This is a genomic window from Mucilaginibacter lappiensis (genome assembly GCF_900155965.1).
GTDB lineage: Bacteria > Bacteroidota > Bacteroidia > Sphingobacteriales > Sphingobacteriaceae > Mucilaginibacter > Mucilaginibacter lappiensis.
In genome coordinates this window covers 502,263-519,058 of record NZ_FTMG01000001.1, presented here as the reverse complement: position 1 = coordinate 519,058, position 16,796 = coordinate 502,263, and the positions used below count along the sequence as shown (strand labels likewise).

At 40.2% G+C, this 16,796-nt stretch carries 11 protein-coding genes; 7 read left to right on the top strand and 4 right to left on the bottom strand.

All coding sequences use genetic code 11. The features are described from left to right. Positions 1 to 145: 145 nt before the first annotated feature. Positions 146 to 709 carry a Crp/Fnr family transcriptional regulator gene (locus BW976_RS02175; RefSeq protein WP_076370616.1) on the bottom strand — a complete coding sequence of 188 codons (564 nt, stop codon included), beginning with the start codon at positions 707 to 709 and terminating at the stop codon, positions 146 to 148. A gap of 318 nt (positions 710 to 1,027) precedes the next feature. Continuing rightward, on the bottom strand, positions 1,028 to 1,570 hold the full coding sequence (locus BW976_RS02170) for a VOC family protein (protein WP_076369931.1): 543 nt from the start codon (positions 1,568 to 1,570) through the stop codon (positions 1,028 to 1,030). 379 nt (positions 1,571 to 1,949) lie between these two features. On the opposite strand from BW976_RS02170, the gene BW976_RS02165 reads away from it, so the two are divergent. Next, positions 1,950 to 2,873 (top strand): helix-turn-helix domain-containing protein, encoded by a 924-nt coding sequence (locus BW976_RS02165; RefSeq protein WP_139332170.1) that lies wholly within the window; start codon positions 1,950 to 1,952, stop codon positions 2,871 to 2,873. Between the two features lie 66 nt (positions 2,874 to 2,939). On the opposite strand, the gene BW976_RS29195 is transcribed toward BW976_RS02165, so the two are convergent. After that, a complete protein-coding gene (locus tag BW976_RS29195) occupies positions 2,940 to 3,098 on the bottom strand; it encodes a hypothetical protein (protein ID WP_175614018.1) in 159 nt (52 codons plus the stop codon). Positions 3,099 to 3,781: 683 nt separating this feature from the next. Between BW976_RS29195 and BW976_RS02160 the strand changes: the two genes are divergently transcribed. The 6 genes from BW976_RS02160 to BW976_RS02135 all read left to right on the top strand — a co-directional run bounded on the left by BW976_RS02160 (position 3,782) and on the right by BW976_RS02135 (position 14,165). Further along, complete coding sequence (locus BW976_RS02160; RefSeq protein WP_076369927.1) at positions 3,782 to 6,868, top strand: SusC/RagA family TonB-linked outer membrane protein; 3,087 nt, start codon at positions 3,782 to 3,784, stop codon at positions 6,866 to 6,868. Between the two features lie 24 nt (positions 6,869 to 6,892). Beyond that, positions 6,893 to 8,437 carry a RagB/SusD family nutrient uptake outer membrane protein gene (locus BW976_RS02155; protein WP_076369925.1) on the top strand — a complete coding sequence of 515 codons (1,545 nt, stop codon included), beginning with the start codon at positions 6,893 to 6,895 and terminating at the stop codon, positions 8,435 to 8,437. 41 nt (positions 8,438 to 8,478) lie between these two features. After that, the gene (locus BW976_RS02150; protein WP_175614017.1) at positions 8,479 to 9,639 is read left to right on the top strand and encodes a glycoside hydrolase family protein; all 1,161 of its coding nucleotides are present in this window, start codon (positions 8,479 to 8,481) and stop codon (positions 9,637 to 9,639) included. A 304-nt stretch (positions 9,640 to 9,943) separates the two neighbouring features. Beyond that, positions 9,944 to 10,756 (top strand): phytanoyl-CoA dioxygenase family protein, encoded by an 813-nt coding sequence (locus tag BW976_RS02145; RefSeq protein ID WP_076369923.1) that lies wholly within the window; start codon positions 9,944 to 9,946, stop codon positions 10,754 to 10,756. A 155-nt stretch (positions 10,757 to 10,911) separates the two neighbouring features. Continuing rightward, on the top strand, positions 10,912 to 13,299 hold the full coding sequence (locus tag BW976_RS02140) for an alpha-L-rhamnosidase-related protein (RefSeq protein ID WP_245834601.1): 2,388 nt from the start codon (positions 10,912 to 10,914) through the stop codon (positions 13,297 to 13,299). 47 nt (positions 13,300 to 13,346) lie between these two features. Then, positions 13,347 to 14,165 carry a sugar phosphate isomerase/epimerase family protein gene (locus tag BW976_RS02135; protein WP_076369919.1) on the top strand — a complete coding sequence of 273 codons (819 nt, stop codon included), beginning with the start codon at positions 13,347 to 13,349 and terminating at the stop codon, positions 14,163 to 14,165. Between the two features lie 110 nt (positions 14,166 to 14,275). Here BW976_RS02135 and BW976_RS02130 read toward each other — a convergent pair whose 3' ends face one another. Further along, entirely contained in the window at positions 14,276 to 16,759 is a 2,484-nt protein-coding gene (locus BW976_RS02130; RefSeq protein ID WP_084192020.1) for an alpha-L-rhamnosidase C-terminal domain-containing protein, read from the bottom strand. Positions 16,760 to 16,796 lie beyond the last annotated feature (37 nt).

Sequence of the window (16,796 nt, the reverse complement as noted above, 5' to 3'; positions counted from 1 at the left end):
TGCAGGCGCAGAAGTTATTAATATGAATGCTAAAAGTTTTGCGGTTTTTTCATGATGCAGTTTAAAATATGCACTGCAAAGTTGGTGAATAACACAGGTAATGGACGTTGACAATCCTCACGATTATAAAGTGAGGTTTGTCACACTAAGCAGATAATCGGCTCAGTGTTTCGCGGGAAACACCCAGATAGGCAGCAAGAAGGCTTTTAGGTACCCGCTGAACAAGTGAGGGGTATTGCTTTAGGAGTTGTTCATAACGCTCTTTCGCATTTGAGGTTAACCAGGATATGATGCGCCGCTGTGATCCAATAAAACCAAAATTCGCTTTTTCAAGGAAGAACCGTTCCATTTTTTGTAGACCATCGCATAGCTTTTTGTAGTCTTCGAGCAAAAGGCAGAAGACCACAGTATCTTCAAGGCAATCTAGAGACATTGTTGCTTCAGTCTGGGTAAAATAGGCGTAATAGTCGCTTTCCCACCAATCTTCCATAGCAAAGGAAACAATGCGTTGCTTTCCTGTATCATCGGTATGCACAAGCTTTAAAAGTCCGGAAACCACAAAATAAGAATACTTTACCGCTTCACCTTCCTGAATAAGGAATTGGTATTTCCTGAATTTTTTGATGGTAAATTGTGCTAACACAAATTCAAACTCTTCTTCAGTAAGCGGTACTACTTTTTCTATATGTGCCTTTAGTTTTTCCCGCATTGTGTTAGAGGACATAAAAAGATAGCCCAAAGCTTTTATTCTACTGCAAACTTACCTTATTTAATTATAATGTATTTACAAACGCTTTTTATAGTTTATTAAGTAGTTTTAAATGATGTACATCATTTAGATTACTTAATTTCCTGACCGCATACTGTAGGGTTAGTTGATCTGTATTTATCACTAACGCAAAATCCTTAAGAAGACATTAAATTAAACGGATCTTGATACCTGCAAGATTGCGATTATGCAGTTTAGCTGGTTATCTCTTTGCGGAGAATGAGGATTGGGTGAAACAGCCGGATGATATTTAATTAACTACTCACCCTTAAAATCATTCGTTAATAATGTCTGCATCAAATCAACACCCGCCTGGTTAAAATATATAAGCTCAAGGTAATGTCCGAGCAGTTCCCGCATATCAAAATAGCAATATTTGGTCAAATCTTTAATACCAGCTGAAATCTTCATTTCAAAGCCTTTACTTTGAAGCGCTTCAATTGCCTGGTAATAACCGTCTAAATCATCATCGAACCGCGTTCCCATATGATGAAATTTCATATCAAATTTATCTTTGGACAGTTGCTCCCCGTACATTTCGAGAATAGGGCCGCCGGTAGGCTGAATCAATTCTAAATCAAAGTTGCCACCGTTAGCCCAGCCAGCAGTCATTTTACAATCAGTTGTTGCTTTTCCTTCATAAATTTGATCAATCGGTACCAGATCATGCATGACCATGAACTGTGGGATATCAAATTTATCTTTGAGTAAATCTTTTGCATGATCGAAATCATTGGTTACCCAACAAATTTGGAACGTTTTAGACCAAATATTCGTAATGGGCATTTTTTTGTTTTTCATGTAGCGTTATTGATGTATGTTGTAGTCACAAGAACAATCTATTCTTTTTGTTTCTCAGCGCATAGACGAAATATCAGAAAGTACAAAAAAAAACTGTTTTTAGCGATGTGATCTATTCGTAATAAAAAGTAATTTTGACTATAGCCACCATCGGTAAACAGCAAAACCAATTATGATTCTTTTATGACTTCAATCATACAGGAGCGTTCACTTGCTATCAAATTAATCTTTAAACACGATTGAAGTGCTGCTTTAGATTTTACAAATGCTGGTGAAATCACAGGCGAAGACTTTCAAATAGCCTAAAGGGGCTGTCAAGGTTTTAAAGCTCTTTTTGAATCGTCTTTTAATTAGTATAAAGTATATAATAGATTGACAATTGCAGAAGAACTATTTTAAATATTTAAATGTTAGTTTGCTTGAAGAGCGTTGGGGAATGTATGTAACCTCTGTGGGATACTCAAAGGTTGATCCTAAAGATACCTATCCCAACGAGGAGCATCCACAAAGTCATAAATTAACCTGGAACAGAGGACGCATTTTAAATGACTTTTATATAATTTTCATTTCAAAAGGAAAAGGTGTTTATGGTGTTGCTTTAACAGATCCGTTTGAAGTAGCCGCTGGTACCTGCTTCTTTCTTTATCCAGGAGTTTTGCACCGCTACAAGCCCGATTCTAAAGTAGGCTGGGAAGAATATTGGGTTGGGTTCAATGGATCATATGTTGAAAAGTTAATGGCAGCGGACTTTTTTGATCGCCAAAAACCCTTTGTTTTTTTAGGCCCTAATAAAGATGTACTTATTCTTTTTAGGGGCCTGATTGAAGCTGTGCAGACCTCGTTACCTGGCTATCATCAGCAAATTGCAGGTATTACTATGCAAATATTGGGCTTGATTAACAATATTTCTCAGCACCATGAGAACATTAACGATAGGGCAGGTAAGCTGATAGCCAAGGCAAAATATATTATTCAGGAATCATTTGAGGATAATCTGGATATGGAAAAATTGGCAAAGGAATTACCAATGGGATACTCCTCCTTCCGGAAATTATTTAAGAAGACTACCGGTGAGTCACCAAATCACTATCATCTTAACCTTCGCCTGGAGCGCGCAAAAAACTTGTTGACCACAACTATATTAAATATTACTGAAGTGGCTGAGCATACAGGGTTTGAATCAGTTTTCTACTTTTCCAAACTGTTTAAAAAGAAGAATGGCGTGTCGCCCAAATTTTATAGAATTAATGAAGAAAATGTTACCGATAAGGAAAATCTTCATGTAACAAAGCGCTCAAAATGAGCAACCATAGGTTTGCCACTACTTGCTTTTCGCAATGCACCGTTCGGTGATAAGCTTTATGATTAGTTATGCTTCACCATAACTTATTGAGCTGATCAAAGCATTTTGATGATATGATTTATCAGCCTCGCCGCCTTTATTATAAACTTCTTTTCGATCGGGAATTTTAGTGCCGTTGTGGTTCGCAATAGCTTCACGAGGGCTATGCGCCAAAATCCAACTCAATTTTCAATAATTGGAAATCCGTTGCGGCGGTACCGCACAAGAGCTTACTGCCAAAAGTATTTGATAATAATTTAATAGGGGTAATTCGGTGTTCTATTTTCTTATGCTGTTGGGTAAATTAATTGCACTAGGAATGTAATTATAACCCCCTGCTATTTAATTTAAACTCCATTTCTATCCAACATAAGGCGCCGTAGTTAGGTGGATTCTAAAAATGCACCCTATCCATTAGTTGCCCTTGATTTATAAGTTATTACGATTAACTAAAATTTGCCAAAAAGCACAAATTATAGTTCAAATTGTGTATTTGAAAGCTTTTGCTGTTGCCTTAAGTTTGGTGTAACAATTATTTTACCGTTGCTCTCCTTAGCATGCCAATAGAATTTACTGTAGCCAACAAACTGTTTAACCTTTTTAGCATGAAGAAATATACATCAAATTGTAACAGGTTCTCAATCAAGACGATGCAGTCTACAATGGGGTATTCCAAAGTATTAATTTATCTTTTGGAGAATCAATCAAACGGCCCCTGACGAGTCTAATAATTTTTGCGAAGGTTTAAATAGTTAACCGTTCGACAAAAGCACCTTCCAATATTTTTAGAGACTTTATTCCCAAAAAAGACATTTTTTTTGGCCTGGAATAACTATGCCTCTACCTAATCAATAAACTTAACTTATAATATGAAACAAAGAATTTTACTTATCAACCCGAGGAAGTATAGCAGGATATTAATCCTGGCGATGCTGATGGCTATGTCCTTCCTTTCCCAAGCTCAGATTTCAGTAAACGGGGCTGTAAAAGATTCAGTAAATACCGAATCACTGGTAGGTGTTTCTGTGTCATTAAAAGGTACGACAATAGGTACCCAGACAGATAAAGACGGAAAATTTAAAATTAGCGCGCCCGTGGGCGGAATTTTAATATTCAGATACCTTGGCTATAAAGAACAGCAGGTCGCTGTTCAAAATTCCGAAATGATTAATATTCGGCTGGCATCACTTTCTCAAGGCTTAAAAGAAGTAATTATAGTAAGCTACGGAACGCAGAGCAAACACGCGATAACAGGCGCTATCGCCCAAATAAATACCTCGGAAGTAAAAGATATGCCGGTGGCAAACATCGGCCAAAAACTACAGGGTAAACTTGCGGGAGTTCAAATAAATGAGAATTCGGGTACACCCGGATCTGAGATGACCTTTCGTATCCGTGGTGCAGCTTCTATAAATGCAGGGAATAGTCCGCTGATTGTAATTGATGGTTTTCCTTCTGAAAGCGGACTTCAAACCTTAAGCCCAGATGAGATAGAATCGGTAACTGTTTTAAAAGATGCAGCATCTTCGTCCCTGTATGGATCGCGAGCAGCCAACGGCGTGATTTTGGTGACCACCAAACAAGCAAAAGTTGGTCAAAAAAGCCTTCAATTCAGTTCCTATACGGGGGTTCAGTCGGTTCCGGATCGTGGAAAGCCCGATTTGATGAACGGGGAACAATTTGCTGAATATAAAAAAGAATATTATGAAGATGAAGCGAAGTACCAGAACTATACCGGTGGTGTGCCGGCTATATACCAGAATCCGAGCCAATATGCGGGCAAATCTGGGACCAACTGGTTTGACGTACTGTTACGAAATGCGCTAAGCCAAAATTACAACCTTGCTTTTAGTTCGGGAACAAAAGATTTAAAATCAGTTGTGAACATCAATTATAACAAGCAGGATGGCGTTATGCTCAACTCCTATGACCAGCGGATCACGGCCAGAACAAATAATATCTATACGGCCTCCAGTTGGTTAACCCTGAGTGCAAACCTTGAGGTTTCTTATGGCAGCAACCAGGTAGTTCCTGGCCTGGATAATGGGCGTAACATTATTGAGAACGCCTTTTTGATGGACCCTACTATTAATTATAAAAATGCAGACGGAACTTATCCCCTTTCATTTAATCAACCCGGCATGTTTCCAAATCCCAATTACTACCTTGTTTTAACACAAATAGTAAATAGGACCAAGGCGGCAAGGGTGCTGGCGAATGGATTTGCGGAAGCAAAGATCATTGACGGTTTAAAGTTCAAAACCACCATAAATGTAAACACGGATAATACCGTTAACAGGGAGTTTACACCTTCTACTGCTCAGGGGGGATTAGGAAGCGCTCCGCCGCAACCGGCGTCAGGAAGCTATTCAACCAGTAATTTTGTTACCTGGCTGAGTGAAAATACATTTAATTACCAAAAAACAATAGGCGGCAAACACAATTTTGATGTGCTTGCAGGTTATACCGTCCAAAAATATTCTTATGAAAGCAGCAATATTGTTGGTACACAGTTTCCTGACGATAACATTCAGTGGATTGATGCGGCAACAACCAGAATTGGAAATGTTGATGCGCAACAATGGTCATACCTCAGGTATATAGGACGCCTTAATTATAACTATGAAGAAAAATACCTGCTCCAGGTGGCTTTTGCAAGAGATGGTTCTTCCAAATTTGGCACAAACACCAAATACGGTAATTTTCCATCAGTTTCAGTCGGATGGGTGGCTTCTGATGAAGACTTCATAAAAAATATAAAGCCGATCAGTTTTCTTAAACTAAGGGGTAGTTATGGTAAAGTCGGGAATAATAATATCGGAAATTACTCCTATTTAGCCTCGTTGAATACGGATAATTATGTTTTTGGCAACACAGTAACTCCTGGGAAGTCGCTTAATGGCATTGGTAATAGTAATTTAACATGGGAAACAAGCATCAGTTATGATTTTGGTTTAGACCTGGAACTATTTAATAACCGGATAGCTTTTACCTATGACTATTACTGGAAAAAAACGAACGGTCTTTTATATGGGATAGATGTACCTATTCAATCGGGATTTTCAACGATCACTTCAAATATCGGCCAGTTCAATTTCTGGGGGCATGAGTTTACCATCAGCTCGAAAAATTTAACAGGAAGATTAAAATGGAACACCAATTTTAATATTTCGTTCGACAGGAACAAGGTTATTAAACTAGGCACAAATAATGCGCCAATAGGCGGATATAATGAATACTGGGATGATAACAGAACAGCAGTAGGGCATCCAATCGGTATGTTTTACGGCTATATCAACACAGGGGTCTATATGACCCAACAGCAGTTTGATACCCAACCGCATGATGCCACGGCAATGGTTGGGACAGCACGCTTTAAAGACGTTAGCGGACCAAATGGTGTTCCGGATGGGAAAATTGACAGCTATGACAGAACGTTTATTGGCAACCCGAACCCTACTTTTATCTATGGCATAACCAACTCTTTTAGCTATAAAGCATTTGATCTGAGCATCACCATGTCGGGAACAGTCGGAAATAAGATCGCCGATGACTCCTTTCAGTCAACAGGAAACCTGGACGGTGTCTTCAATGTGCTTAAAGCGGCTGCAGGTCGCTGGAGGTCATTGCAGGATCCCGGCGATGGTATATGGCCACGTACACAAAGTGGCACCACAGCGGACTTTCGCAACTTTACCAGTTTTCAAGTTTTCAGCGGCACCTACCTTGCCGTAAAAAACGTAACATTTGGCTATACTTTGCCGCTCAAAAAAGGCTCATCTTTTAAAAGCCTAAGAGTATTTGGAAGTGCGCAAAATGCATTCATTTTTACCAAATACCCAGGTATGAATCCGGAAGCGGGACTTGCCGGTTTAAACGGATTGAACCAGGGTCGTGATTTTACAGGATACCCCATCCCGAGGACAGTTTCATTGGGCGTGAATGCAAATTTTTAATTGAATAAATTTAATCAAATAGACATGAAAAAGTTAACCTATATATTACTAGCGGTCATGGGATTGGTTTCCTGTAAGAAAGATTTCCTGGATCTGGTACCGCAAACTTCTTTAAGCTCGGCTTCGTTTTATAAAAACAAAAGTGAGTTTGACCAGGCACTGGTTGCATCCTATACAAACCTGCGCGGGGTTGCCTTTATGGGGATTTATATGGATGAAATGCGTTCCGACAATACATTCTTCACTTATTTTTCTGCAGATCGGGGTGCTGAAACGAGTACTGAAGCGATGGCCGAATTTATAGATAACAACATATCCAGCCAGGAGCTAAATTCTCCGGGGAATCGTTATGGTAATGATTATTCCGGAATTTCAAAAGTGAATACTATTTTAACGAGGCTTCCCAAATCTACCCTTACACAAGTAGAAAAAGATCAAATATCAGGAGAAGCGTTGTTTTTAAGGGCATTTTATTACTACGATCTGGTTCAGCACTATGGTGGCGTACCTTTGCAACTTGTTGAAGTAACTGATGTTACAGGGGCATTCCTGCCAAGAAGCACTGCTGATCAGGTCTATGGCCAGATCATATCAGATCTTAATACAGCCCTACCGCTGTTGCCGGTGGCGAAAACTTTCCCCCAAACAGGACGAGCTACTCAGGGCTCGGCCAAAACACTGTTGGCGTATGCTTATATGTCTGAGCCGACTAAAGATTATGCAAAAGCAGAAGCCGCTTTAATAGATGTCACAAAAATGAACTATTCCCTGTTGGGCAATTATGCGGATGTTTTTGATCCTAATAATAAAAATAACAAGGAATCGATCTTTGAAGTCCAGTATCAACAAGGGAATGACGGGCAGCAAAGTGATTTTATCTGGAGGTTTATTCCAAAGACCACAAATTCCCAGTTTATTTTAGGGCTGGCAGGCTCCAACTCGGGTGGAGGCCTTGGCAGCGGCGGTTGGAACGTTCCAACACAGGAAATGGTTAATTCCTATGAGGCCGGTGATTTAAGATTGCCTGCATCCATTTCAGTTGCTGAGGGCACCGTTGCGAATGAGGTTTTAACTACAACAGCAGTGAAAAGTCCTGTTGGTTACAAACCAACAACTGGATTGAGCTATTATTACTTTATCAAAAAATATTTACACCCACCTTTTCAGGTACCTTTCAACACCAATGATAACTGGCCGGTTTTTCGTTATTCTGGTGCCCTTTTACTTTTAGCAGAATGTCTTGTTGATGAAAATAAAAATGGGGAAGCATTGCCTTATCTCAATCAGGTTAGAGCTAGAGCCGGTTTGCCGGGCCTGGCTGCAGCCACAGCATTAAATGTATCTAACGAAATGCGGCATGAGCTTGCATTCGAAAACCACCGCTGGACAGATCTGATTCGTACCGGCACGGCTATAGATGTAATGAATGCTAAAGGGGTAACCATGAAATCGCTATATGGATGGCTATTACCTATAACTTTTAACGTTACGGCCAACAGGTTGATATATGCTATTCCGTTTCGTGAAATACAAATAAATAATAAACTAACCCAAAATCCAGGCTATTAAATACCCCGCATTAACCTTATCAAATTTTAAGCAGGTAAACAATGGTAAAATATCACTTTTGTTTACCTGTTTTAATTTGTCGCTTATTAACGGCTTTAAACAATTTTATAGGTCCTGTAGTTAAATTTGGCTTTATGAATAGAAGTTTTTTTTATCCACTCAGTTTTCTTATCGTTTTAATTAGTAATTCTACTGCGGTACTTGCGCAAAAAGGAACGTATATAGATGGGCGCCCTTCAACATCACAAAGGATTTTATGTGTTGATGAAGGTATTGTTTTAAGCCATGACAATGGACCGGATAGTTGTGATACCTACGGCGCGAGGGAGGCTATAGTTAACAAAATTGGAGACACGTATTATTTATTTTATGATGGAGCCGGCAAAGATGGCTGGCTGGCCTGTCTTGCAGAAAGTAAAGATTTAAAGAATTGGGTAAAAAAGGGTGCTATTCTTACACTTGGAGATTCCTCTAAAGCAGATTCTAAAAGTGCTTCTGCACCATGGGTAATTAAAGAAAAAGGAGAATGGCACATGTTTTACTTAGGAACCCCTCATACTACTTCAGCACCGGACAGAATCCCTGCTTTTCCATATTTAACGATGAAGGCAAAATCAAAGTCATTAGAAGGACCATGGATTAAACAGTATAACGTGAAACCGTTTTTGGAGAAAAAAAATAGTTTTTATACGGTTACTGCCAGTCCCGGATTTATTGTAAAATATAAAAGCCAATTCCTGCAGTTTTTTAGTGGAGCTACACAGGACAGCACAGGAACCAAAAGAACACTTGGCTTAGCTAAAACAAACAATTTAAACAATTTCTGGAAAATTAATGACAAACCCGTATTGCCTTTAACAGAACAGGTAGAAAATTCGTCGCTATTTTTTGATGCAAGAAATAAAACCTGGTACCTGTTTACCAATCATATTGGTATCAATACAGATGGCACTGAGTATACAGACGCCATATGGGTCTATTGGTCCAAAAACCTGGAACACTGGAAAAGTCGGAACAAAGCCATTGTGCTTGATGGAAAAAATTGCAGCTGGTCGAAAGGTGCAATTGGGATGCCGACGGTTATAAAAGTAGGTAATAAGCTTGCTATGCTATATGATGCGGCGGCGGGTAACAGCATTAGCCACATGCACAGAGATATTGGCTTAGCCTGGATCAGTTTACCGATAAAAATAAAGAATTAGGTCAGACGGAGTAACGACTATTTTAGTAGAACAAGATCGCTAAGAATATAAAAAGCCCACAAGTACATATCGAAACAGATCGCGGCATGACAACTATTTCTGAAAGTCTGGGTTTCAAAAATATTGTCAAATTTTAACAAGCAGTTTAAATACGAATCGAAAAAAAGCCGGATTATAAAAGAGAATTTTTGAATGTCTTATTGGGCTGAATTTATATCAAAAAGTACAAAAAATAGTTCATCCTGTTATAACGCCCGAATGGTTTTAAAGATACTTTTGAAATATAAACCAAAGACTACCAAATATGAACAACAATCTATCGTCGCAGGATATTGCGCAATACCGTCGTGACGGATTTTTAGTAATAGAGAATTTTTTGTCACCGGATGAACTGGCCTTTTGGCGCACAGCCCTGGATGAAGCCGTTAAGAAAAGAAACGGCAATAAAATGCCCGACCGTAAAGAGGTTTATGGTAAAGGCGATGAAAACGATAAATCATATTATGATAATGTTTTTGACCAGCTGATTAACCTTTGGCAGGACAATGAAAAGATCAAACAAATAATGCTTGATGAACGCCTGGGTAAAATGGCCGCCGAATTAGCGGGTGTTGACGGTATCAGGATCTGGCATGACCAGGCATTAATAAAAAAACCATGGGCGAACCCAACGTCTTGGCATTTGGATACACCATATTGGTCGTTTAGCGACAGGCGGGCATTATCGATATGGGTGGCCCTTGATGATGCTACTTATGAGAATGGGTGTCTGTTTTTTATTCCGGAATCCTATCAAAAAACCACTTTTGAAAATCCTGGTATCGGTAAAAACATGGGCGCGATATTTACTACGTATCCTGAATTTAAAACTTCTAAATCTATCGCTGCTCCAATGAAAGCAGGCAGCTGCTCGTTTCATAATGGGCTCACTATTCACGGAGCACATGCAAACATGACCCCAGGTTTTCGCAGGGCAATGACTTGTGCTTATATGCCGGATGGTAATGCTTTTAACGGCACACCTAATATTTTGTCTGAAGAGGCCATATCGCGCTTAAAAGTAGGTGATCTTTTAAATGATAATGAGATTACACCACTGATCTACACTAAAATATAAGCGCTAATTTACATCTCGAAAATCTTTATAATTATATGCGGGCACTATTAATCTTGCTTCGAAATATCTCGGTGGTATTTCTTATGAGTCTGTTTTTTTGCACACAACTGGTATCGGCCAATGACATAAAATATTCCGCTCCGGCAAAGACAATTATGATATCCACTCCTGATAAAAAATTGTCATTGGTAGTCGTTTATTCGTCGGGGTATGTAATAAAGCAATTGAGAATAAAGGGGCAGAATGTTTTATCTCCTGCCGGGATTTACACCGGGATCAAAACGAAAGACAAAGCGTTTTTCTCAAATGGCAAATCGGCTGGTGTCAAGCTGACAAAGGATAACGGTGTAATAAAGCTCTCGGGTTTAAAATATGGTAACAATGGCATCACTATTAACGAAACCTGGGAATTTCGCTTAGTAGACGATAAGATCCGCTGGAATATTACACGGGAGTATGGCAACAGCACTGGCCTTGAAGATATGGCAATGCCGCAATATAATTTTGCCAACATGTCTGTCTGGAAGGGCGGCATTTTAGATAACGGCGGAATGGTTTGGTGTAAATATCTTAAACAGGTTGATGATACCTACGGTGTACACACAGGCGGTGTAACATTCTGGAATGCCGAATCGGGAAATGCCCTGCGCATAAGTACTAAAATAGATAAAGGGTATCATATCGCTACAAAATATTCACATAGCGCCAAAAATGAATTTACCTGTACACAATATGTGACAGATAGCTCGTTATCCCAACGGTATAACCTGAGCCGCTTTGTATCCGGAAAAGCCGATATATTCGCTCCGTTTGAAGTTAAAAAGGCTACCGTTAAGCTGGAAGTTGATCTTCAGTATATTGACTATTTTAAAGCTTACTCAAGAGGTAAGCTGCCAGGGATAGATGCTGTCGCTGTACGTGAACTATTGAATACGACAGGAAGATATGGTGTAGTAGACAATAATATTATTGGTGCAAATGGTTGGGTATCTAATTGGAAATGCCTGCACGAACCATTTTTCGCGCAGATAGGTATGGCTGTAGACGACAAGAACTACACAAAAAACATGTCGGCAACACTTGACCAGGAGCGTGATGAAGCCGTTTTACCCAACGGACGTGTATTATCGCGCTGGCATAATGTGCCGGGTGATGAGATGCCCGGGACTTATAATGCCCAAACCGGTTATTATGAAGCTATGTGGGGATATACCATAGATTCACAACCTGATTTTGTGATCAATACCAGCGAACAATTTGATCTGAGTGGCGATACCACATGGCTGCGTGCGCATCAGAGCACCTGCGAAAAAGCACTCGATTGGCTGATAAAACGCGACACTAATCATAACGGTATTTTTGAAATGATGAATAACAACGTTTCAGAACAGAAATGCAGTGACTGGCTTGATATTGTTTGGGCAAGTTATGAAAACTCGTTTGTCAACGCCCAGATGTACGAAGCGCTAACGCTTTGGGCAAATTGCGAAAAAGTGTTGGGTAACAGAGAAAAAGCTACTTACTATACGGGAGTGGCAAAACGATTGAAAAATGCATTTAACAAGCCTATCGCTGAAGGCGGATTCTGGTCGCCTGAGAAAAAACAATATGTTTATTGGCGCGATGATGATGGTTCTATTCACGGCGACAACCTGGTTACGCCAGTGAACTTCGCCGCTATTGCGTTTGGACTTTGTGATGACCAAAAACGGATAGGGGAGATCCTGGATCAGATAGAAGCACGAGCTGTTAAAGAAAATCTGTTTCACTGGCCATTATGTTTTGATTCTTTCAGAAGAGAAGAAGTTTCTGGCGGAAACTGGCCGTTTCCGAAATATGAAAATGGCGATATTTTCCCTACCTGGGGATATCTTGGAATCAGGGCTTATGCCAGTTACAATAAAGGAATAGCGCTTAAATACATTAATAACATCCTGAAACAATACAAAAATGACGGACTTTCGTCGCAAGGTTACGACAGGGTTACGCAAGCCGGTCAGGGTGATGATATTTTAGCTGGGATTTCGACGACTATAACGGCTTTGTACCGCGATATATATGGTATCCGCCCTAAATGGAATCGGATGGGTATTGAGCCCAATATGTCGGCATCTCTAAATGGCGCTGAATTTTCGTATACCCTTAGGGATACAGTATATCAGTTAAAATTAAGTGTGCATGATTATATCATGAGCACTGCCGGCTTTTCAATAAAAAGCAGCAATGGTTTTGGCGCGACTAAGAACGGCACGCTGCTGACCTTTTACCCGGACAACAAAGATGATATATTGCTTCAGGTAAATGCCGGATCAAAGAAAAACATAGCCATGCAGATACATTCGTGGACGCCTAATGCGTTTTCGTGGACGATGACATCGACTGATAATTACCAATTTACGGTTAAAGGCTTACAGCCGGGAGTAAACTATAAGGTCGAGGTCAATAGCATCGGTCAAAATATAAAGACAGATGGAACTGGTAAGTTTACTATAAAACAACGTTGTACAAAAGCCACAAAATTTGCGGTTAAGAAAGCTGCATGATGCTATTTGATAAAAATAAAAGCTATATTTTTCTAGATTCATTTTAAATGGATATTAAAATACTTTGCCCACTATGGGGCCATGAACATATTAAGCTGGAAGCCTTTCTTGAGAAGATAAGGCTGGCAGGCTATGACGGCATCGATACATGGATACCGGTGGATAATAATGATAAGAAGGTATTATTCAATTATCTGCAGCAGCATGGGATGAATATCGTATCACATCAGCACGCTGCAAGTGGTAATACCTTTAAGGAATTCAGAGAATCCTTTTTAGCTAATCTCCATCAATGTGCCGAGCCCGGCCCGTTGCTTATTAATTCTCATACGGGCAGAGACTATTTTTCTTTTCAGCAAAATCTTGAATTGATCGACGTTGCGCAGGAGTTCACAGCGAAAACCGGAGTCATGGTTGCGCACGAAACACACCGCGGTAGGTTCGGCTATTGCCCGCAAATGATAGATGGATTTCTTGAGATCCGAAAAGAGCTTCTTTTAACGGCTGATCTTTCGCATTGGGTTTGTGTTACAGAAAGCATGCTCGAAAATTTTGCCGGTACGCTAAATAATGCGATAACAAGAGCCAGGCATATCCATGGCCGCATTGGCTTTGAACAGAGCCCGCAAGTGGCAAACCCGGCCGCACCCGAATGGAAATATGCGCTTGATCACTTCCTGGGATGGTGGGATAGCATAGTTGCATACAACAATGAAATTAAGCGGCCCTTTTTAACTATAACAACCGAGTTTGGGCCACCCCCATACATGCCTGCCTTGCCTTTTACAGGCACACCAGTTGCAGATCAGTTCCAGGTAAATTGCTTTATGAAGGATTTGCTCAGGCAGCGTTATCAGATCTCCTGAACCCGAATTTTTTATGTTTTAATGTATGTATGATTCCTGCTATTAATCGTATTATTAATAGCAACTAAATCCCTCTTTCCAGTTTCATCATTAGCAGCATTGGTAATTTTCTATTTGAAAAACAAGCCGCTTATCGCCGCGTTTTCCCCTCTGACCTGATTAATCCTGATCCGGGTACTGCCGGAATAATTGAAGATTACGTATTTGCCACCCTTATAATTTTTTACGAGTTGCACAGGAGCTGACAGGTTCAACGTTTTCAAATCAAAAATTTCAATAGCTGAACGCCTATTTTTGTTATCCCAATCCAAAAAATATAAAGCCATTTGATGCGGGACGCTATTTGAAGCATGGATATCTATCGTCATTGTTTGCAGGCAAGGTATATGATCCTGGGTTGCAATGGCGCCCAGCGATTTATAAGCCCCGGTAGTATCTCTTAATGTAGCATTGGCGGCCGGCAGATCCATATAAATGTTTTTATCTTGTCTTAATACAATAGAGTCAACATAAACGGGAAGCTTTTGCAAGTGTTTACCTGCCTTAAAATAGTTGAATAAGATAAACCCATCAGTGCCATATTTTCCATTCCACTGCCCGCCGGTCAGGCTATCCTCTTTAAATGAATTAATGGTGTACTTCCAGGGCAGGGAGTTAACTGCAGTTGGTTGATAAGCTTTTTTATAAGTGACCTTAAAATTGTACTTTCCAGGTTTTAAATTCTCTAAAAAAACATAACCATTGCTGATGCGTGTATTGTATTGTTTAGCTTCAGCAGAAGCGCTTTTGATCCATATAACAACGCCATTCATGCTGATTTTGTAAACTGCGTTTTGGCCTGTCGGGATTGAAATTTTTTCAGCCAGGGTGCCTTTAGGAACTGCTATTTTATTAATGCCGGAAGCCGCATTGAAATCCGCGGAAATATCTCCTGACAATGTAGGTATTGTTCCTTTAACGGATGTTAAACCATCAGCCAAGTGTGGAATGATCTGAAACGTTTTAAAGCCCGGACTTGTTGGTTTTATGCCAAGCACTTCTTCTGATAACCACTTTACTACCCCAGCGCTCCATGGGTGGGTAAGGCTGGTATAACCGCATTGGTTATTTACAGGTGCATCATTTTTTCCAAGAATCAAATTCCAGCTTGGACGATATACTTCAAAAAATGTTGTGCCGCCATAACTTATCTGTCCCCCCCAGCAATCTTTAATTGCACTTATGGCATCGTTATATTTATTCATTTTAGCCATGGCGCCGATAATGAAAAATTCGTTAAATGGCGAATAGGATAGCCGGTTTGCCCTATCCATATAATTGTGCTGATAAAATGCAGAATCTTCCTGTGGGGTAGTAAGCATAGTATTGATTGCGTCAGCGGAGGCATGCAGGCCAAATTCATTTAGCCATGAGCTTTTTTTGCGTTCCTCATCCATTTTGCCAGTGGCATAATGCAGATATTTATCGGCTAGTTTTTCTTCGCCAAATTTTTTCATCAGGTTGCCAAACTCGAACCATGCCCTTATAGAAAGCATGGCATACGCATGCTTTGTTTCAGTATTGGTGGGGTTTTCAAATCCGGCGCCTAAACGCTCGTCCCATCCGTAAAATCCAAGCTTAACCGGGTTGTTAAAATTTTGATATGCGTTGTCAAGTTTTTGCGAGGCATTAGCTATATTTTCTTTCAAAAATGCCACATCACCGGTATAGTTGATATAATCAATAACGCTTAGAACCCAGTAAAGGGCATAGCTTGCAATACCGTTATCTAATTTGGCAGTGTTTACCAGGTTCTTTTTAACAAAATCATAATTGCCGAACGCCACCATCGATGCGGCTTGTGAGGGATAAGCGTCGCCCGTCCACGAAAAGCGATCGCTTCTTTCCATCAGGATGGCGCCAAAATAATCTTTTTGCAGATTTAACTTTACAGTATAAGCGCCGGTATACCATATTTTGGTTAATTCAGGATCGCTACAGGAAAAACTGCCGTTATAATTAACAGGTTTTACCTGGCAAACCAATCTCAGGTTTTTGATGTGCCAGTTCCTCTGATGTGAAAGTACATGGATCCAGCCAAACCTTACACCTTCATAAAGCTCAGGGTTTAACTCCAACCGGTATAGGTGTCCATATTTAACAGGGGCGAGTGTTTTTATAGGATGTATTGCGCCGGTGTTCACAATAGCGGGTTCATTATATTCGCTGATACTCAGGGTGACACTATCAGCAAGGTCGTCCGAATCGAATTCCAGCCAGGCAGCATTTGTTCTGCCAAAATCAAAACCGATATCACCTTTACCGGTTACCTCAATAATGTTTTTTGATTGAAACTGCTGTAGGTTAAAACTCCCAGGGTCAGGGACCGTCCATTTAACCGGCCGTAATTGATAAGTTTCCAGATCATGGGCGGCGGTTGGGTTTAGCCATCTCATACGGACGATCGGGTCGGGCGACGAAGTGACAGGGGCGCCAGTAAGACGACCGGATATAGCCGGATATTTACTAACCTGGGCAAACAGGCTGAACGAACAGATAAGAATTAGCGGTGCAAAAAGTACACTACGTAAAAACATCAAAAAATAAATTCTCATACTATTGTTGGTTTGATCCGGGACAGCATAGCCCAGC

What these genes read in the sequence shown, in the direction of transcription:
- BW976_RS02130 (WP_084192020.1), bottom strand. Translation starts at nt 16,759, where the DNA reads ATGAGAATTTATTTTTTGATGTTTTTACGTAGTGTACTTTTTGCACCG.
- BW976_RS02145 (WP_076369923.1), top strand. Translation starts at nt 9,944, where the DNA reads ATGAACAACAATCTATCGTCGCAGGATATTGCGCAATACCGTCGTGAC.
- BW976_RS02170 (WP_076369931.1), bottom strand. Translation starts at nt 1,570, where the DNA reads ATGAAAAACAAAAAAATGCCCATTACGAATATTTGGTCTAAAACGTTC.
- BW976_RS02175 (WP_076370616.1), bottom strand. Translation starts at nt 709, where the DNA reads ATGCGGGAAAAACTAAAGGCACATATAGAAAAAGTAGTACCGCTTACT.
- BW976_RS02140 (WP_245834601.1), top strand. Translation starts at nt 10,912, where the DNA reads ATGATATCCACTCCTGATAAAAAATTGTCATTGGTAGTCGTTTATTCG.
- BW976_RS02150 (WP_175614017.1), top strand. Translation starts at nt 8,479, where the DNA reads ATGGTAAAATATCACTTTTGTTTACCTGTTTTAATTTGTCGCTTATTA.
- BW976_RS02160 (WP_076369927.1), top strand. Translation starts at nt 3,782, where the DNA reads ATGAAACAAAGAATTTTACTTATCAACCCGAGGAAGTATAGCAGGATA.
- BW976_RS02155 (WP_076369925.1), top strand. Translation starts at nt 6,893, where the DNA reads ATGAAAAAGTTAACCTATATATTACTAGCGGTCATGGGATTGGTTTCC.
- BW976_RS02135 (WP_076369919.1), top strand. Translation starts at nt 13,347, where the DNA reads ATGGATATTAAAATACTTTGCCCACTATGGGGCCATGAACATATTAAG.